The sequence below is a fragment of the Oerskovia sp. USHLN155 genome (genome assembly GCF_037145535.1).
GTDB classification, from domain to species: Bacteria; Actinomycetota; Actinomycetes; order Actinomycetales; family Cellulomonadaceae; genus Oerskovia; species Oerskovia rustica.
This window is the reverse complement of sequence record NZ_JBBCXG010000003.1, coordinates 143,067-161,681: the sequence shown is the minus strand read 5'-3', so window position 1 is coordinate 161,681 and position 18,615 is coordinate 143,067. Positions and strand designations below refer to the sequence as shown.

Below are 18,615 nucleotides of genomic sequence, written 5' to 3'. Positions count from 1 at the left end.
CCCTATCAGCAGCCCGCGGACCGCTACGCGCCTCCGCAGGCCCAGCCCCCGCAGCCCGCACAGCCGGTGCCCGCCCACCCCCAGGACCAGGCCGAGCCCCCGGCGCAGCCGCCCGCGTACGGCGCCCCCGTCCCTCCGGCGCCCGCTGCCCCCGCCCCGCACGTCGTCGCCGACGCACCCGCCCAGGCTGCGCCGTCGGGCCCCTCGCACGAGCTGCGCGCGGCCCTGGCCGCGGTGCGGACCGAGGTCGGCAAGGCCGTGGTCGGCCAGGACGCCGCGGTCACGAGCCTGCTCATCGCGATGCTCTGCAAGGGCCACGTGCTCCTCGAGGGCGTGCCCGGGGTCGCCAAGACGCTGCTCGTGCGCACGCTCGCGGCCTCGCTCGACCTGGACACCAAGCGCGTCCAGTTCACGCCCGACCTCATGCCGGGCGACGTCACGGGCTCGCTCGTGTACGACGCGCGAACGGCCGAGTTCAGCTTCCGCGAGGGACCCGTCTTCACGAACCTGCTGCTCGCCGACGAGATCAACCGCACGCCCCCCAAGACCCAGGCCTCGCTGCTCGAGGCCATGGAGGAGCGCCAGGTCTCGGTCGACGGCACGCCCCGCCCGCTGCCGGACCCGTTCCTCGTCATCGCGACGCAGAACCCGGTCGAGTACGAGGGGACCTACCCCCTCCCCGAGGCCCAGCTCGACCGCTTCCTGCTCAAGCTCGTCCTGCCGCTGCCCGAGCGCGACCAGGAGATCGAGGTCCTCGCACGGCACGCCGCCGGCTTCAACCCGCGCGACCTGGCCGCGGCGGGCGTGCGACCCGTCGCGGGCCGCGACGTCCTGGACCGTGCACGCGCCGAGGTGGCCCAGGTGCAGGTGTCGCGCGAGGTCCTCGGCTACGCCGTCGACCTGTGCCGTGCCACGCGCCACTCGCCGTCGCTGTCGCTCGGCGTCTCGCCGCGAGGCGCCACGGCCCTGCTCGCGACGTCTCGTGCGTGGGCATGGCTGTCCGGTCGCGGGTACGTCACGCCCGACGACGTCAAGGCCCTGGCCCACCCGACGCTGCGCCACCGCGTCCAGCTCCGGCCCGAGGCCGAGCTCGAGGGCGTGACCGCCGAGAGCGTGCTCGACACGGTGCTGGCCTCCGTGCCGGTCCCGCGCTGAGCGCCACGTGCCTGAAGGGATGACATGGCTCTGACGTGGCGCGCCGTCGCGCTGGCGGCCCTCGGCGTGGTGGCGGTCCTCGTGGTGCCCTCGTACGGCACCGTGCTGCTCTGGGCGCTCGTCGTGATGGCGCTGTGCGCGCTCGACGTGACCCTCGCGGCCTCCCCGCGCCAGGTAGCGGTCGAGCGGCGCGTGCCGGGCTCGGTGCGTCTCACGGGGAGGGCGACGTCGCAGCTCGTCGTGACGAACATGACCGGGCGGCGGCTGCGGGCAGTGGTGCGCGACGCCTGGGCTCCTTCCGCTGGCGCGCACGACAACCGGCACCCCGTCGACCTGCCACCCGGGGAGTCGGCGCGCCTGGTGACCACGCTCGTCCCGACGCGGCGCGGTGACCGCGCCGCGGGCGCGGTCACGATCCGCTCGGCGGGCCCGCTCGGGCTCGCGGCCCGCCAGGTCTCGCTCGACGTCCCGGGGCGGCTGCGCGTGCTGCCCGAGTTCGCCTCGCGCCGCCATCTGCCGAGCCGGCTCGCGCGGCTACGCGAGATGGACGGCCGCTCGGCCGTCCAGGTGCGCGGCGAGGGGACGGAGTTCGACTCGCTGCGCGAGTACGTGATCGGTGACGACGTCCGGTCGATCGACTGGCGGGCCTCGGCCCGCCGAGCGGACATGGTCGTGCGGACCTGGCGCCCCGAACGTGACCGCCGTGTCCTGATCGTCCTCGACACCTCGCGCACGTCGGCGGCCCGTATCGGCGACGAGCCACGCCTCGACGCGAGCATCGAGGCGGCGCTGCTGCTCTCGGCCCTCGCAGGTCGCGCGGGCGACCGGGTCGAGCTGTTCGCGTACGACCGCGGCGTGCGGGCCCGTGTCGCGGGCGCGGCCGGTCCTCGGCTCATGCCCGCCCTGGCGGACGCGCTCGCCCCCGTCCAGCCGGTGCTGCTCGAGACCGACTGGCCGGGGCTCGTCGGCTCGGTGCACCAGCGGCTCTCGCAGCGCGCGCTCGTCGTGCTCCTCACGACCCTCGACCCGGCCGCGGTCGAGACGGGCCTGCTGCCCGTCGTCGGTCAGCTCACGGCCAAGCACCAGGTGGTCGTCGCCTCGGTGGCGGACCCGGAGGTGGCGGCCCTGCGCGACGCACGCGACTCGAGCGCCGAAGTCTACGACGCAGCGGCCGCCGCGCGCGTCGAGCTCGAACGCACCGCGGTGCGGACCGTGCTGTCCCGCAAGGGGGTCGAGGTCGTCGAAGGGCTGCCCGAGGAGCTCGCACCGCGGCTCGCCGACACGTACCTCGCGCTCAAGGCCGCGGGACGCCTCTGACGACGCCGTCAGGACGAGCGTGCCCTCCGGGTCCTCGCGGCCTGTCGGCTCGTCCGCCCGGCTCTCACCCCACCGTCACACGGTCCCGGCGGGATACCCCCACCCCACGGCCTAGGCTGGTGGCAGAGACCCCCGACTCCCGAGGAGCAGCACCGTGACCCGACCGGCCACCCCGCGCGACCGTGAAGCCCGCAACCGACGGGTCGCGATCATCGTGATCTTCGCGCTGTCCGCGACCTTCGTCATCCCGGCGCTGGGCTTCCTCATCTTCTGACGGGTGCCCTTCCGGCACTCCGGCGGTACCGTCCGGCACCACGACCGGGGACCTCGCGCATCGCTCGCTAGGCCCCGATCGCGAGGCATCCGCTGACGCTCACCCAGCCGCGCGGAGCGCGCTCGGCGACGTCCCCGTGGGAGTCGTAGAGCACGCTCACCCCTGCGTCCAGGAAGCTCGCCTGCACCCACCCGCCGGCGCACCCGCTGCCGACGAAGTCTCCGTCGCGCTCGACCCACACGCACACGTCCGCGTCCTGCGAGGGCCACTCGGCCAGGTAGACGGAGAGGTCGTCCTGCTCGTGCAGGAGCCTGGTCTGACCGAGCTCGTCGACGGTCACGTCCGTGGAGCCTGCGCCGACGGCGTCGTGCGGCCCCGGTGCGGTGGCGAACACCTGTGACGGTGCGCAGCCCGGCGTCGGGCTGCACCCAGCGAGAGCACCCGCTAGGACCACGACCACCGCCGCACCGCAGAACGCCCCACGGCGCGCGAGGGGCGCGCGCGACGGGTCAAGCAGAACTTTGCGTCTCATCCGACCTACCGAATCAGAACGTCAAGAATCGGTCAAGCCTGCCGCGCGCCCTCGGCTGCTGCCCGGAGCCCACCTCGCGGCCGGCGTGAGCCCGGCGCGGTCGCCGTCCTCACGGCAGGATGACTCCATGACCGCCGCCGGCCGCCACGGGCCCAGCATCACCCTCGACGACCTCAACCGGGCGCTGCTGGCCCGCCAGCACCTGCTCTCCCCCGGCTCCTCGACGCCCGTCGCCGAGGTCGACCACCTCGTGGGCCTCCAGTCGCAGGCACCGACGAGCCCCTACCCGGGACTGTGGTCGCGCCTCGACGGCTTCCGGACCGACGACCTCTCGCAGCGGTTCCTCGACCGCTCGGTCACCCGCATCGCGGTCATGCGCGGCACGGTCCACCTCGTCACGGCCGACGACGCCCTGGAGCTCCCGGGCGCGCTGCGCCCCCTGCTCGAGTCGGGGGTCCGGACGGGCAGCGCGCACGCCAAGGCACTGGCGGGCACGAACCTCGACGCCGTCGCCGCCGCAGCGCGAGACCTCCTGACCGGGTCCCCCCTGACCTCGGGCGACCTGGGGCGACTGCTCGGCGAGCGCTGGCCCGACGTCCATCCCCAGCACCTGGCCTACACGGCCCGTTGCTTCCTCCCCCTCGTCCAGGTCACCCCCCGCGGGCTGTGGGGCGCCAACGGCCCCGGCACGACGACGACCTGGACCACGGCCGACGCCTGGTTCGGACGGCCGAGCCGCGCGCTCCTCGACCCCGACGAGCGCGCCGCGGCGCTCGTGCGCCTCGTCCGCCGCTACCTCGCGGCGTTCGGCCCCGCCACGGTCATGGACGCCCAGCGGTGGTCCGGGCTGACGGGCCTGCGCGACGCCGTCGGGCGGCTGCGGCCAGAGCTCGTGACCTTTACCGGCCCCGACGGCAAGGAGTATCTCGACCTGCCCGACGCTCCGCGCCCCGGCGCGGGCGCCCCCGCTCCCCTGGTGCTCGTGGCGGAGTTCGACAACCTGGTGCTGGGCCATGCGGACCGCACGCGCGTCGTCGACGACGTGCGGCGCAAGGCGATCACGACCGTCAACGGGCAGGTGCCCGGGACGGTCCTCGTGGACGGCTACGTGGTCGCGACGTGGAAGGTGCGCCGCGTCGGGACGCGGCCGACCACGACGCCCGACGCCGTCGCGCAGCTCGACGTCTCCCCGCTCGGCCACACGTTCACGCGCGCTCAGCGAGCCGCCCTCGACGCGCGCGGCACCGAGCTGCTGCGGTTCGTCGCGCCCGAGGCGTCGGAGCACGTCGTCACCGTCACGGCCTCGTAGCGGTGGCAGATGACGCGGCCTCGTAGTGCGGCCCTCGCCGGGCCGGGACGGCTCAGCCCGCGACCGGCGCGACGTCCCCCGCGTGGTCGGCCGAGAGGTCACCCGTCTCCCCCGCCCGTACGGCCCGGCGGCCGAGCACGATCGTGTAGGCCCAGAAGGCCGCGAGGGCGATCGCGCCGATGACGATCTTGAGCCACCATGCCATCCCCGACCCGGTGACGAACCCCTCGATGAGGCCCGAGACGCCCAGGACGACCACGAGCCCCACCGCGACCGTGAAGAGCGCGCGCCCCTCCTCCGCCAGGGCCCGGAGACGAGTCCGCGGCCCCGGGTCGACCATGGTCCAGAACAGGCGCAGCCCCGCGGCCCCCGCGACGAAGATCGCGGTGAGCTCGAGCAGGCCGTGCGGGGCGATGAGCGTGAGGAACGTGTCGAGCTCGCCGTAGTACGCCATCATGCCGCCCGTGGACCCGACGCCCACGGCGTTGGCGAACAGGACGTACGCCGGGAAGACGCCAGAGATCCCCAGGGCGATGCACTGCGCGGCGATCCAGGCGTTGTTCGTCCAGACCACCGTCGCGAAGTCCGCGCCCGGGTCGTAGTAGCTCGCGAAGGCCTCGTTGACGTAGGCCTCGCGCTCGCTGGGCGTGCCCATCGACGCGAGCGCGTCGGGAGTCGTCGCGACCCACCAGCCCGCGACGACGGCGACGAGGAGGAACAGCACCATGACCGTCACGGTCCACCACCGGATCCGGTACAGCGCGGCCGGCACCGAGACGGTGGCGAAGCGTGTCACGTCGCGCCAGGCAGGCTCGTGCGCCCCCGCGAGACGTCCCCGCGCGCGCCCGAGGAGGTCGGAGAGCCGCGTGATGAGCACGGGGTCGGGGGCTGACGAGCGGATCGTCGACAGGTGCGTCGCGACCGACTGGTAGAGGCGGACGAGCTCGTCCGCCTCGGCACCGTCGAGCGAGCGCTTCTTGGTCAGCTCGGCGAGCCGCGACCACTCGTCGCTGTGCACGGCGCTGAAGGCATCGAGGTCCACGCGGCTACCCTGCCACACCTTGCCCTACAGTGGGCCGGACCCCCCTCGTCGTCACCGGCCACCGTCCGGGAGCGGCGACGATCCCTCGACCCGTGTCGACGACCCTGGAGGAGCAAGCGTGCGAGACGGCATCCTGACCGGCGAGGGCGTGGTCCTCGACGCCCGGCCGGCGTCCTTCGTGACGCGCGCCCTGGGGGCCGTGATCGACCTGGTCGCGCTCGGGACCTTCCTCGTCCTGGTGCTCGTCGCGGTGGCGGGCGCGGCGCTCAACGCCGTCAGCATCGACTTCGCGCCCGCGGTGTGGATCGTCCTCCTGGTCCTGGTCATGGTCGGCATCCCGACGACCGTCGAGACCCTCTCGCGGGGCCGGTCGCTCGGCAAGCTCGCGACCGGCATCCGGGTCGTGCGCGACGACGGCGGCCCCGTCCGCTTCCGGCACGCCTTCATCCGTGCGCTCGTGGGGGTGGGCGAGCTGTGGATGACGTTCGGCTCGGTCGCGATCGTCGCGTCGCTGTCGAACGACAAGGGCAAGCGGGTCGGGGACATGCTCGCCGGGACGTACGCGATCCGGGTGCGCGGCGGGAAGCCGACGTACGCGGCGATCGCGATGCCGCCCCACCTGGCGGGGTGGGCCTCGCACGCCGACATGCGCAGGCTCCCGGACGGCCTGGCCCTCGCGGTCCGCCAGTTCCTCGGGCGTGCTGCCGGGCTCAACCCGGCCTCGCGTGTCCGGATCGGTCAGGACCTCGCGGGCCGGATCGAGCAGTACGTAGCCCCGGGCCCGCCGCCCGGGACGCCGCCCGAGGACTTCCTGTGCGCGGTCCTCGCCGAGCGACGCAGCCGGGACTGGGTCAGCGCCCAGCGGGGACGCGTGCTCGCCCAGGAGCAGGGCGAGATGCTGCACCGCCTGCCGTACTCGGTGCCCGACCCCCGGAGCTGACGGGCACGCTCCGCGCCCCCGCGCGGCGCGGAGCCCCCGCCTCGAATCGCCCGAACGCCAGCACGAGCGCACCGAGCACGAGCGCGGCCGCGCCGAACCACAGGGGCCGGCTCGCCCACCAGTCGGCGCTCCACGACGCGGGCAGAGGGGTGCCGAGCCCCAGCAGGACCACCCCGAGCACCACGAACATCGCGGTCAGGTGCCACAGGTACAGCGTCATGGACCGACCGGCGACCCACCCCACGAGGGCTGCTCCACGCCCCTGCGCCCAGCGCACGACGACGTCGCGCACGGTGAGCGCCACGCTCACCTGGAGCACGGCATGGGTCACGGCGAGAGCCGTGGGCGGCCCGAGGTTGGAGATCGCGTCGCCCGGCATCCCGATGAGGCTCAGGGGGTAGGGACCGACGACGAGGAGGGCAACCATCGCGGCGAGCGCGCCGGTGGCCACGAGGGCGAGCGTGCGCCGGGAGGGCAGCGCGTCACGCCGGACGAGGTCGACGTAGACGATCCCCAGGACGTAGGGCACGGCCCAGCCGAGCAGGACGTTCGCGACGGCCACGTGCTCGACGCCCGCCCCGAAGCGCAGCACGTCCACGACGAACGGCGCGGCGACGACGACCACGACCATGCGCCAGCCCCACACCTGGTAGGCCCGCAGCAGGGCAGGGGTGACTGCGAGCAGCAGCAGGTACACCCCGAGGAACCACAGGAGCTGCGGCGCGATCCGGGCGACCTGCAGCACGGCCGTCTCCGGCACGCCTGCGGCGACCAGCACGACGGCGGCCACGGCCCACGCACCGACGAAGGCCGCGACCGGCTTCCAGATGCGCGGCATCCGGCGCCGCACGACGTCCCGTCCGGCCGCGACGAGACCCCGTGCGGCGCCCTGGCGACCTGCCGCCGGGAGGCGAGCGGCGCCGTCGGGCCCGTTCGCCGTGCCCGGGCGCCAGAGCTGGTACGCCGCCGACGCCCCGGCCGCGAAGAACAGCAGCGGCAGGACCTGCAGGACCCACGTGATGGTCCACGCCCCGCCGTGGGCCAGGGCGTTGCCGATCCCGAGGCGCTCGCCGTCCCACGTGACCTCGGGCATGAGCCAGTGGACGCTCAGGACCGCGAGGGTCGCGAGCGCGCGCACCGCGTCGACGAACACGTCGCGCCGGGCGGGTGCACCCGCGACGGCCCGACGGCGGGGCGCCGGCGCCGGGCGAAGGGCCGGCGGCGCCGCAGCGAGGGAGGACGGGCGGGCGGGCCGGGACGGACGGGGTGTCCGGGCGGGCCGGAACGGAAGACGAGGGACGTCGACGACGGCCACGGGATGCTCCTCGGGACGGAGGGAAAAGGTTCCCCACCAGTCTCGAAAATCCCGGTACGTCCCGGAACGGGAGCCTCCCCCGAGGCCACGGCGGCGGTCCGGTCACCTCCGCGGGGGATGTCCCCCGCAGGCACCGCCGCGACACGCTCAGTCCCGCAGGTACCTGAGCACCGCGAGCACCCGGCGGTGGTCCCCCGCGTCCTGCGGCAGGCCGAGCTTGCCGAAGATCGCCGTGACGTTCTTCTCCACGGCCCCGTAGGACAGGAACAGGTTCTCCGCGATCGCGGTGTTCGAGCGCCCCTGCGCCATGAGCTCGAGCACCTCGCGCTCGCGGGGCGTGAGGCGCGCCAGGCCGTCGTCCGAGCGTGAGGCGCCCATGAGCTGGCTCACGACCTCGGGGTCGAGCACCGTCTGCCCCGCGGCGATGCGCGTCAGGGCGTCGAGGAACTCGCTCACGTCCGCGACACGGTCCTTGAGGAGGTACCCGACCCCCTCGGCGCCGCCCGTGAGCAGCTCGCTCACGAACCGCGTCTCGACGTACTGCGAGAACAGCAGCACCCCCAGCCCTGGCGACGCGGCGCGCAGGGTGAGCGCCGCGCGCAGTCCCTCGTCGGTGAACGTCGGGGGCATGCGGATGTCGATGATGACGACGTCGGGCAGCTCGCCGAGCGTGGCCAGGCGCGCGACCTCCGCGACGAGCGCGTCGCCGTCGCCCACGGCCGCCACGACCTCGTGGCCACGACGGGTGAGCAGGGCGACGAGCCCGTCGCGCAGGATGACGGAGTCCTCGGCGATCACGAGCCGCACGGTGGTACCTCTTCTGTGTCGATGGTTCGGCCCGGGCGCCTCGGTCGAGACGTCCGGGCCGCTCCGCGGGTGGGGCCGGCTACACCCTGCTCGGCAGGACGACCGTGACCACGGTAGGCCCACCGACCGGGCTGACGAGGTCCAACGTGCCGTCGACCGAACGAACCCGCTCCTCGAGGCCCGCGAGCCCCGACCGGTGGCCGCGCGCGTCGGGCGTCGAGACGCGCGCACCGCCCTGTCCGTCGTCGCGCACGCGCAGGCGCAGCCGCGAGCCCTGCTCCTCGACGAGCACGTAGACGCCCGAGGCGCGCGCGTGCTTGGCGGCGTTCGTCACGAGCTCGGCGACGCAGAAGTACGCGATCGTCTCGACGGCCGGCGACGGCGTGATGCCCGGGTCGACGTCGACCGTCACGGGCAGCGGGGACCTGGCCGCGAGCGTCTCGAGGGCGACCGCGAGGCCGTTGTCGAGCGCGGGCGGGTGGATGCCCCGAGCGAGCTCACGGAGCTCGACGAGCGCCTCCTTGGTCGACGCGTGCGCATTGTCGACGAGCTCGAGGGCCTCGGACGCGTCGCCGCCCGCCGCGAGCTGCTCCTTGGCCTCGCCGAGCTGCATCGCCACCGCGACGAGCCGGGCCTGGGTGCCGTCGTGCAGGTCGCGCTCGATGCGGCGCAGCTTGGCGTCCGCGTCCTCGACGGTCTTGCCGCGGGACTTCTCGAGGTCGGCCACGCGCAGGCTCGCCCGGGTGGGGCCGAGCAGGTTGACCGACAGGAGGCGGAAGAGCTGCGCGAACCCGCGCACGAGCTGCGGCCACAACCACCACAGCGCGATGCCCACGGCCGCGAGCGCCGACTGGCGCAGCGGGGTGTCGACGTACCAGTCGGTCCCCATCTGCGCGCCGCGGTGCCACGTGCCGTCGGCGGCCATCTGCGCGGGCAGGAACTGCGACCAGAACCAGTGAGTCGCGGCCCCCAGCGAGACGAGGAAGAACGTCACGGACACGACGAAGGCGACGAGCGCCAGGAAGAAGCTCACGAACATGAACGTCATGGCCCGCCACCCGGGACCGTCCGACAGGTTCGACCAGAGCATGCGCCAGAACCCGCGGCGCGGCGTGTGCGGCGTGGGTGGCAGCACGTCGACCGACAGCATCGAGCGCGCCATCGAGCGGTACATGCCGCCCCAGCCGCGCGCCCCGAGGACCAGGCCGCCCGAGACCACGAGCCCCACGACCGTCACGAGGATCCCCACCGTGAAGCTCACGGTGAACATCACGTACGTGAACGCGAAGGGCGCGACGAACAGCGACAGCCACAGGTAGCCGAACTCGCGCCAGGTCTGGCGCGCGAACGGCGCGGCCAGGAAGCCGACCGGCTCGCGCAGGTCCACGTAGCGCGGGTCGAGCCCGTCGGGGACGTGCCGCAGGTCGCCGGCGGGTTCGGCCGGCTGGGTCTCGAAGGACAGGAGAGGCTCGGTCGGCGGCGCGTACCCGGGCGAGGGTTCGCCGTCGGGCGCGGCGTCGCCGAGCGGCGGCTGGGGGGATGTCACAGCAGACATGGTGGCAGGACTCCTGGGTCTGGTTCGAGCGGTACCACCAGTCTTGCCGACCGGAGTCCGCGCGCCCAGGGTGCGCTCCGCCGTCGTGCAGGGGGGATGTCCCCCCTCTGCGGCGTGCTCAGCGCGCGACGGGCGTCGCGGCCTCCTCCTCGGCGGAGCCCTCCTGCTCCGTGGAGCCCCCCACCCCGACGGCGCCGCCCGGCCCCTCCGGCCCGGTCGCCCTCGCTGCACCGCGGGCCGGCGCGGACACCACCTGGATCGCGACCACCAGGACGGCCGCGACCAGCGCGATGACCAGGATCGTGCTCCCGCTCGGGTAGCGCGAGAACACCAGGACGGCCAGCGCCCCGGCCAGGACGAGCGCGATCAGCGGCCAGCGCAGCCTCGCGACCCAGACCTCGAAGGGGTGCGGGGGGCGCCCGCTGTCGCCCGCGTGGCCGCGGCTGGCCGCGCGCACGAGCCAGTTGAACCCGCCGCGCACCGCGACCGCCGACCGGCTGGGCCCCGTGAGGTACGCGGCGAGCACGACGACCACACCGAACGCGAACACCGCGCGCAACGACGTGCGCAGCGGGACCAGCACCGCGTCGATCAGGGCCGTCGCCGCCGACGGCGACAGGGCGTCCGACGGCACGGCGCCCAGGTACAACGACCGGCCGACCGTGATGGCGATCGCGAGGATCGCCATCGCGACGACGTACGTGACGCCCGCGAGGATCACGGCCCGGCGACGCCGCCCGCGCGGGGCCGCCCACACCGCGCCGGCCGCGACGAGGAGCGAGAGCCACGGCAGGACGTTCGCCGCCTTGCTCAGGGCGGCCACCGCACGCTGCGCCGTCACGACGTCGTCCGAGGTGAACAGCACGAACTGCGGGTTGATCGACGGCAGGTTCTCGACGAACGTGAAGCCCCGCGCCGAGAGCCGCTTCGTGACCTCGTCGATCATGGGCCCGAGCGAGAGCGTGACCTGGCCGTTCGCGTCGGCCGTGACCGCCGTGCCGCCCTCGCCCGTGAGGACCGAGACGAGGTTCTTGTGAGCCTGGCGGTTCGCGACGATCCACAGCTCCTCGAACGTCGGCGACGTGACCATGCGGTCCACGGTCGAGCGGACGAACGACTCGCCCTGGCTCGCGAGGAGCGGGGCCAGGCCCTGCACCTGAGGTGGGACCTGGTCGACGTTCTGCGTGAGCGTCGCGAGCGCCTGCGTCGTCACGGTCTCGAGGTCGATCCGCTCGAGGATCGCGTCCGAGACCTTGGTGCTGATCTCGGCCTGGATCGCGGGGTCCGAGCCCAGCGGTGTCACGGTCGCGACGTAGTGGTCCGTGTCGAGGATCTCGCCGCGCACGTACCGGGCGACGACCGAGCCCAGCATGAGGACCCCCGCGAGCACCAGGAGCACCGTGACGGCGGTCCAGCGGAGCCACCCGCCGCGGCGGGGCGCCGCGTCGGGGACCGTCCCGGAGGGCGGGGCGGCGCGCTCGGCACGCAGGCGCCGGACCTCCGCACGCAGGGCCTCGAGCTCTGCTCGTTCGGAGTCGCTGATCGTGGGCTCGCTCGGGATCGTCGCCATCGTCTTCTCCTGTCGGCGCGCTGCTGGGACCATCCTTGCGCAGGAGTGCCGGAAGCGCCCACGGTGGCGTGCCCATCCGCCGAGGGCGACGTCCCCGACCCCCGAGGGTGACGTGCCCACCCGCCGAGGGCGACGCGACGCCCCGCCCAGGGCGACCGCACGCGAAAGGCCGGGCTCCTCCCGGAACCCGGCCCTCCGCCGTCGGGCCCCCTGCTCAGGGGCGCTCGCGACCGCTCAGTAGCGGTAGTGCTCCGGCTTGTACGGCCCCTCGACCGGGATGCCGAGGTAGTCCGCCTGGCTCTTCGAGAGCTCGGTGAGGCGCACGCCCAGCGCGTCGAGGTGCAGGCGCGCGACCTTCTCGTCGAGGACCTTGGGCAGGCGGTAGACCTGGCGCTCGTACGTCCGCTCGCCCTCCGGGCGCTTGCTGTCCTCGAAGAGCTCGATCTGGCCGATGACCTGGTTCGAGAACGAGTTGCTCATCACGAACGACGGGTGGCCCGTCGCGTTGCCCAGGTTCAGCAGGCGCCCCTCCGACAGGACGATGATCGAGCGGGCCTCCTCGCCGTCGGCCGCCGGGAACGTCCACTCGTGCACCTGCGGCTTGATCTCGGTGCGCGTGATCCCCGGGACCTGGGCCAGTCCGGCCATGTCGATCTCGTTGTCGAAGTGACCGATGTTGCCGACGATCGCCTTGTTCTTCATCGCCGTCATGTGCGCGGCAGTGACCACGTCCTTGTTGCCCGTGGTCGTGATGAAGAAGTCGGCCTCGCCCAGGACGTCCTCGATGCGCGCGACCTGGTAGCCGTCCATCGCGGCCTGCAGCGCGCAGATCGGGTCGACCTCGGACACGATGACGCGCGCGCCCTGACCGCGGAAGGCCTCGGCCGCGCCCTTGCCCACGTCGCCGTAGCCCGCGACGAACGCGACCTTGCCGCCCATGAGGACGTCCGTCGCGCGGTTGATGCCGTCCGGCAGCGAATGACGGATGCCGTACTTGTTGTCGAACTTCGACTTGGTGACCGAGTCGTTGACGTTGATCGCCGGGAACAGCAGCTCGCCCGACTCGGCGAGCTGGTACAGGCGGTGCACGCCCGTGGTCGTCTCCTCCGTCACGCCGAGCAGCTGGTCCGCGACGGCGGTCCAGCGCAGCGGGTCGGCCGCGAGCGCCCGGCGCAGGACCGAGCGCACGACGTTCATCTCGTGCGTGTGGTCGGGCTCGCCCGGCAGGGTGTCCGGGGGGACGGTGCCGAGGCGCTCGTACTGCAGCCCCAGGTGGACGAGCATGGTCGCGTCGCCGCCGTCGTCGAGGATGAGGTTCGCCCCCTCGGCGCCGTTGCTGCCCGGCCACAGCAGGATCTGCTCGGTGCAGTCCCAGTACTCCTCGAGGCTCTCGCCCTTCCACGCGAAGACCGGGACGCCCTGGGGGTCCTCGGGCGTGCCGTGCGGGCCGACGACGATCGCCGCGGCGGCCTCGTCCTGCGTCGAGAAGATGTTGCAGCTCGCCCAGCGCACCTGAGCTCCGAGCGCGACGAGGGTCTCGATGAGGACGGCCGTCTGGACGGTCATGTGGAGCGAGCCCGCGATGCGCGCGCCCGCGAGCGGCTGCGACGCGCCGAACTCGGCCCGCAGCGCCATGAGCCCGGGCATCTCGTGCTCGGCGAGGCGGATCTGGTGGCGTCCCGCTTCGGCGAGGGACAGGTCTCGGACCTTGTAGCGGCCGGGGACCTCGTCGAACGAGGCCTGGGCGGCGGGCGTGGCAGAAGACATGGTGCTCCGAACGACGGTTCTGACGGTGTCGCTCCAGACTACCGGGGGCGGCTCGCCGCGCGCCGACGGTGACCACCGTGGGAGCCGAGGGTGACGGACCTGTCCGCCGAGGGTGACCGGCAGGGGTGCTGAGGGGGCCCGCAACCTGCGCCGACGGGTGCGGCCGGGCTCTCGTCGGGGAGCAGCGGGCCCGACGGCGCCGCTCACCGTCGCCGTCGGCGCACCAGTGCGTCGCCCTCGGCGTCAGCACCAGATCAACAGTTCGCGCCCGCGCGCGATAACAAATCTGCTTGACCATATCAAGGTCACGAAGCGATAACGATCCCGTGAATGGTCAAAACCGCACGCTTTCAACGATTATACGGTCAAGCATCTCCCTCGAAACCGCCATGCACACCGGCCACTCGGTAGCAATTCGCCCTGGGATCGGGCAGGGTGCTGGAGACAGATCGACCTGTCCAGGGCCGGCTCGCGCCGACCCCACGACAGGTCAGCGCCCGCTGCGCCTCGCGGCGGCCACCCACCCGGGTGGCCCCCGGCGGCGGGCCTCGATCCGGTGGACCGTGACGCGCCTCGCGGCGCTGAGCGCACCGGGAGGTCGCAGCCAGGTCACCCTGGCGCCCTCCGCGGAGCGTTCCGGACCCGCCACGACACCTGGAAGGTGGCGAGACCCGCCAGCATGACCGCAAGCAGCACCAGCACGAGTACGAGCACCGAGCCACCTACGAGCACCGCCCCCGTCCTCATCCCCGTGGAGACCGAACCCTTCCCCGGCGCCCACGGCACCGACCCCCTGCCGGACGACCGGCCCGTGGCCGTGAGCGTCCAGGGCGTCTACAAGGTCTTCGGCCGCCGCCCGCAGGAGGCCGTCCGGCGACTCAAGGACGGCGCGGGCCGCGCCGACGTCAAGTCCCTGGGGACGGCCGCCGTCATCGACGCGAGCTTCGACGTCAAGCAGGGCGAGATCTTCGTCGTCATGGGCCTGTCGGGCTCGGGCAAGTCGACGCTCATCCGCATGCTCAACGGCCTGTGGAAGCCCACGGCCGGCCACGTCCTCCTGGGCGACGACGACCTCGCGACGGTGAACGCCAAGCAGCTGCGGGCCCTGCGGCGCAGCCGCGTCAGCATGGTGTTCCAGCACTTCGCCCTGCTCCCCCACCGCACGGTCCTGGACAACGCGGCGTACCCGCTCGAGATCCAGGGCATGGGCAAGGCCGAGCGCCGCGAGAAGGCGCAGCAGGCGCTCGACCTCGTGGGCCTGGGGGGCTGGCAGGACTCGCTGCCCTCGCAGCTCTCGGGCGGCATGCGCCAGCGCGTGGGGCTCGCCCGCGCGCTCGCCGCGGACACCGACGTGCTGCTCATGGACGAGGCGTTCTCCGCGCTCGACCCGCTCATCCGGCGCGAGATGCAGGAGCAGCTCCTCGACCTGCAGCAGACGCTCGGCAAGACCATCATCTTCATCACGCACGACCTCAACGAGGCCATGCACCTGGGCGACCGGATCGCCGTCATGCGTGACGGCCGCACGGTCCAGATCGGCACGGCCGAGGAGATCCTCTCCGACCCCGCGAACGACTACGTCGCGCAGTTCGTCGCCGACGTCGACCGCACCCGTGTCCTGACCGCCGCGTCGGTCATGGTCCGGCCGACCGCGGTCGTCCCGCTCGGCGGCGGCCCCCGCGTCGCGAGCCGCACCATGCGCGAGGCACAGGTGTCGGCGGCCTACGTCGTCGACCGTCAGCGCGTCCTGCGCGGCGTCGTCCGCGACGCGGACGCGGTCGCGCTGCTCAAGTCGAGCGGCGACCACGCCACGAGCATCGAGTCGATCGTGCACGACGGCGTCGCTCCCGTGAGCGTCGACACCCCCCTCGCGGAGCTCTTCGCGCCGGCGGCCGAGTCTCCTCTGCCCGTCGCCGTGACGGACGACAAGAACCGCCTGGTCGGGGTCATCCCGCGCGTGACCCTGCTCGAGGCCATGGTGCCGCCCACGCTCGAGGAGCCCGACGCCGTCGGGCAGGACACGACCGAGGACGCGCCCGCCCCGCAAGACACCGCCTCGACGGAAGGAGCAGACGCGTGAGCGCCACCGACACGTTCGTCCCCCGCCTGCCCCTCGGTGACTGGGTCGCCGTCTTCGTCGAATGGTTGACCGCGACGTTCAAGCCGTTCTTCGCGGTCGTCAAGGACGTCCTGCTGGGCTGCTACGACGCTCTCGCAGCGGTGCTCCAGGGCCCGCCCTTCCTCGTCGTCGCACTCGTGCTCGCAGCCCTGGCGTTCTTCGCCAAGGGCTGGAGGCTGGGCGTCACGGCCCTCGTCGGGTTCGTCGTGATCTCGAGCGTCGACCAGTGGGACAACGCCATGGACACCCTGGCGCTCGTGCTCGTCGCGAGCGCGATCGCACTGCTGATCGGCATCCCGCTGGGCATCTGGGCCGCCCGCAACGACACCGTCTCGCGGGTCCTGCGCCCCGTGCTCGACTTCATGCAGACCATGCCCGCGTTCGTGTACCTCATCCCGACGGTCATCATCTTCCTCACGGGCGCCGTCCCGGGCATCGTCGCGACCGTCGTGTTCGCGCTCGCTCCGGGTGTCCGCTTCACCGAGCTGGGCATCCGCCAGGTCGACCGGGAGGTCGTCGAGGCCGGGCACGCGTTCGGCTCCACGCCGGGCCGCATCCTGCGCCAGATCCAGCTCCCCCTCGCGATGCCGACCATCATGGCGGGCGTCAACCAGGTCATCATGCTCTCGCTCTCGATGGTCGTGATCTCCGGCATGGTCGGCGCGGCCGGCCTGGGACGCGACGTGGTCGCGGCCCTCCAGCGGGTCAACATCTCGCTCGGCTTCGAGGCGGGTCTGTCCGTCGTGATCCTCGCGATCTTCCTCGACCGCGTGACGTCGGCCCTCAGCACCCGCTCGCCTGTCGCCAAGGCCCTCGCGGCCACCGCCGTCTGAGGCTCCCCCGTCGGGGTCGGCACCGTCGTCCGGCCCCGACACCGCCGGGCACCCAGCACGCCCTCGCACTTCCCCGTACCACCACCAACCCAGGTGGGCACCGCCGCACCTGCGGTCGGCCCACCGAAGGAAGGACACCATGTCTCCCGCACGTCACCACCAGGCTCGTCGTCGCACCGCGATCGTCGCGTCCTCGCTCGCCCTCGGGCTCGGCCTCTCGGCCTGCGCCTCGGGCACCGACGCCGGCTCCGGAGGCGAGGCCGACAAGGACATCACGATCGCGATCCACTCTGGCTGGGACGAGGGCATCGCGGTGTCGCACCTCTTCAAGGCCATCCTCGAGGACGAGGGCTACACGGTCCGCACCGAGACGGCCGACCCCGGCGTCGTCTACACGGGCATGGCCGGAGGCGACTTCGACGTCAACTTCGACATGTGGCTGCCCCTCACGCACGCCGACTACAAGAAGCAGTACGGCGACGACCTCGAGGACCTCGGCTACTGGTACGACGACGCCAAGCTGACCATCGCGGTCAACGAGGACGCGCCGATCGACAGCATCGACGAGCTCGCCGCGAACGCCGACCTGTTCGGCAACCGCATCGTCGGCATCGAGTCGGGCGCGGGCCTGACCCGCATCACGCAGGACGAGGCCATCCCGGCCTACGGCCTGGAGGGCATGGACTTCGTCATCTCCTCGACCCCGGCCATGCTCGCCGAGCTCAAGGGCGCGACCGACGCGGGCGAGAACGTCGCCGTCACGCTGTGGCGTCCGCACTGGGCCTACGACGCCTTCCCCGTCAAGGACCTCGAGGACCCGAAGGGTGCCATGGGCGAGGCCGAGAAGATCCACTCGGTCGCCCGCACCGGCTTCACCGAGGACCACCCCGACGTCGCGTCGTGGATCTCCGCGCTCACGCTGAGCGACGAGCAGCTCTTCTCGCTCGAGAACATCATGTTCAACGAGAACGAGGGCGCGGACAACGACGCCTCGGTGCGCGAGTGGCTCGAGGCCAACCCGACGTTCGTCGACGACCTCAAGGCCGCCGCGGAGGCCTGAGCCTCCCGGGACGCGACGGGCCGGCACCCTCCGGGGGTGCCGGCCCGTCGTGCGTCCCCGGCCCGCAGCCTTCAGTCCGGGGCCACCGCGCCCGGGACACCGGGCTCGGCCCGGCGCAGGTCCGGCTCGAGGTAGATGGAGCGCGCGATCGGGACGGCCGCACGGACGCGTTCCTCGGCGGCGTCGATGGCCCGCGCGATCGACGCCCCGTCGGTGGTCGCCGTGACCTCGATCTTGGCCGCGACGAGCAGCTCCTCGGGTCCGAGGTGCAGCGTCTTGAGGTGGATGACGGACGCGACGCCCTCGCCCACGAGAGCCGCGCGGATCGCGGCGACGTCGGCGCTGGTCGCGGACTCGCCGAGCAGCAGCGAGCTGGTCTCCAGGGCCAGGACGATCGCGATGAGGACCAGCAGGATGCCGATGCACGCGGTGCCGGCGGCGTCCCAGCGCCCGTCCCCCGTGACCAGGGTCAGCCCCACGCCACCGAGGGCGAGGACCAGGCCGATCAGTGCGCCGAAGTCCTCGAGGAGCACCACGGGGAGCTCGGGCGCCTTGGCGTTGCGGACGAACGACGGCCACGACTGCTCACCGCGCACGGTGTTCGACTCACGGATCGCGGTGCGGAACGAGAACCCCTCCATGCCGATGGCGACCAGCAGGACCGCGATGGGGACCCACTGCCACTCGGTGATGGGGTGCGGGTCCTGCCACTTGTGCCACGCCTCGTACAGAGCGAACAGCCCACCGACCGTGAACAGCACGATCGAGACGATGAACGCGTAGACGTAGCGTTCGCGGCCGTACCCGAAGGGGTGCTCCTCGTCGGCCGCCCGTCGCGACCGTCTCCCTCCGAGGAGCAGCAACGCCTGGTTGCCCGAGTCGGCGAGCGAGTGCACGCCCTCGGCGAGCATCGACGAGGCTCCGGTGAGGCCCCACGCGACGAACTTCGTGACGGCGATGCCCATGTTCGCGAGCAGTGCCGCGACGACTGCCTTGGTGCCGCCCTGAGCTGACATGGCG

15 protein-coding genes are annotated in these 18,615 nt (G+C 73.1%); 7 read left to right on the top strand and 8 right to left on the bottom strand.

What is annotated here, in order from left to right:
* Positions 1-66: 66 nt before the first annotated feature.
* Together WFH32_RS05580 and WFH32_RS05575 are read left to right on the top strand one after the other, a co-directional pair.
* Positions 67-1,155 carry an AAA family ATPase gene (locus WFH32_RS05580; protein WP_442946311.1) on the top strand — a complete coding sequence of 363 codons (1,089 nt, stop codon included), beginning with the start codon at positions 67-69 and terminating at the stop codon, positions 1,153-1,155.
* 24 nt (positions 1,156-1,179) lie between these two features.
* Entirely contained in the window at positions 1,180-2,472 is a 1,293-nt protein-coding gene (locus WFH32_RS05575) for a DUF58 domain-containing protein (RefSeq protein ID WP_336706429.1), read from the top strand.
* Between the two features lie 341 nt (positions 2,473-2,813).
* Here the strand turns inward: WFH32_RS05575 and WFH32_RS05570 are convergent, their stop codons facing one another.
* Positions 2,814-3,140: a hypothetical protein gene (locus WFH32_RS05570; protein WP_336706428.1), complete on the bottom strand. Its 327-nt coding sequence runs from the start codon at positions 3,138-3,140 to the stop codon at positions 2,814-2,816.
* Between the two features lie 265 nt (positions 3,141-3,405).
* Between WFH32_RS05570 and WFH32_RS05565 the strand changes: the two genes are divergently transcribed.
* The gene (locus WFH32_RS05565) at positions 3,406-4,587 is read left to right on the top strand and encodes a winged helix DNA-binding domain-containing protein (RefSeq protein ID WP_336706427.1); all 1,182 of its coding nucleotides are present in this window, start codon (positions 3,406-3,408) and stop codon (positions 4,585-4,587) included.
* Between the two features lie 52 nt (positions 4,588-4,639).
* Here the strand turns inward: WFH32_RS05565 and WFH32_RS05560 are convergent, their stop codons facing one another.
* Positions 4,640-5,629 carry a stage II sporulation protein M gene (locus WFH32_RS05560; protein ID WP_336706426.1) on the bottom strand — a complete coding sequence of 330 codons (990 nt, stop codon included), beginning with the start codon at positions 5,627-5,629 and terminating at the stop codon, positions 4,640-4,642.
* A gap of 118 nt (positions 5,630-5,747) precedes the next feature.
* On the opposite strand from WFH32_RS05560, the gene WFH32_RS05555 reads away from it, so the two are divergent.
* Complete coding sequence (locus WFH32_RS05555) at positions 5,748-6,569, top strand: RDD family protein (protein WP_191794152.1); 822 nt, start codon at positions 5,748-5,750, stop codon at positions 6,567-6,569.
* Here the strand turns inward: WFH32_RS05555 and WFH32_RS05550 are convergent.
* The 5 genes from WFH32_RS05550 to ahcY all read right to left on the bottom strand — a co-directional run bounded on the left by WFH32_RS05550 (position 6,481) and on the right by ahcY (position 13,583).
* Complete coding sequence (locus WFH32_RS05550; protein ID WP_336706425.1) at positions 6,481-7,884, bottom strand: acyltransferase family protein; 1,404 nt, start codon at positions 7,882-7,884, stop codon at positions 6,481-6,483. The genes WFH32_RS05555 and WFH32_RS05550 overlap by 89 nt on opposite strands.
* Positions 7,885-8,031: 147 nt before the next feature.
* On the bottom strand, positions 8,032-8,691 hold the full coding sequence (locus WFH32_RS05545; RefSeq protein WP_191794154.1) for a response regulator transcription factor: 660 nt from the start codon (positions 8,689-8,691) through the stop codon (positions 8,032-8,034).
* Between the two features lie 79 nt (positions 8,692-8,770).
* On the bottom strand, positions 8,771-10,237 hold the full coding sequence (locus WFH32_RS05540; protein WP_336706424.1) for a sensor histidine kinase: 1,467 nt from the start codon (positions 10,235-10,237) through the stop codon (positions 8,771-8,773).
* Between the two features lie 127 nt (positions 10,238-10,364).
* Positions 10,365-11,816, bottom strand: coding sequence for a hypothetical protein (locus WFH32_RS05535; protein WP_336706423.1), 1,452 nt, complete (start codon positions 11,814-11,816; stop codon positions 10,365-10,367).
* Between the two features lie 234 nt (positions 11,817-12,050).
* Positions 12,051-13,583, bottom strand: a complete 1,533-nt coding sequence (gene ahcY, locus WFH32_RS05530) for an adenosylhomocysteinase (RefSeq protein WP_191794157.1) — start codon at positions 13,581-13,583, stop codon at positions 12,051-12,053.
* Positions 13,584-14,262: 679 nt separating this feature from the next.
* Between ahcY and WFH32_RS05525 the strand changes: the two genes are divergently transcribed.
* The 3 genes from WFH32_RS05525 (at position 14,263) to WFH32_RS05515 (ending at position 17,595) form a co-directional block, all read left to right on the top strand.
* Positions 14,263-15,663, top strand: coding sequence for a quaternary amine ABC transporter ATP-binding protein (locus WFH32_RS05525; RefSeq protein WP_336706422.1), 1,401 nt, complete (start codon positions 14,263-14,265; stop codon positions 15,661-15,663).
* Positions 15,660-16,535: an ABC transporter permease gene (locus WFH32_RS05520; RefSeq protein ID WP_336706421.1), complete on the top strand. Its 876-nt coding sequence runs from the start codon at positions 15,660-15,662 to the stop codon at positions 16,533-16,535. The genes WFH32_RS05525 and WFH32_RS05520 overlap by 4 nt, the downstream gene beginning before the upstream one ends.
* A gap of 139 nt (positions 16,536-16,674) precedes the next feature.
* Entirely contained in the window at positions 16,675-17,595 is a 921-nt protein-coding gene (locus WFH32_RS05515) for a glycine betaine ABC transporter substrate-binding protein (RefSeq protein WP_191794159.1), read from the top strand.
* Positions 17,596-17,666: 71 nt separating this feature from the next.
* On the opposite strand, the gene WFH32_RS05510 is transcribed toward WFH32_RS05515, so the two are convergent.
* On the bottom strand, positions 17,667-18,611 hold the full coding sequence (locus tag WFH32_RS05510; RefSeq protein WP_336706420.1) for a cation diffusion facilitator family transporter: 945 nt from the start codon (positions 18,609-18,611) through the stop codon (positions 17,667-17,669).
* Positions 18,612-18,615 lie beyond the last annotated feature (4 nt).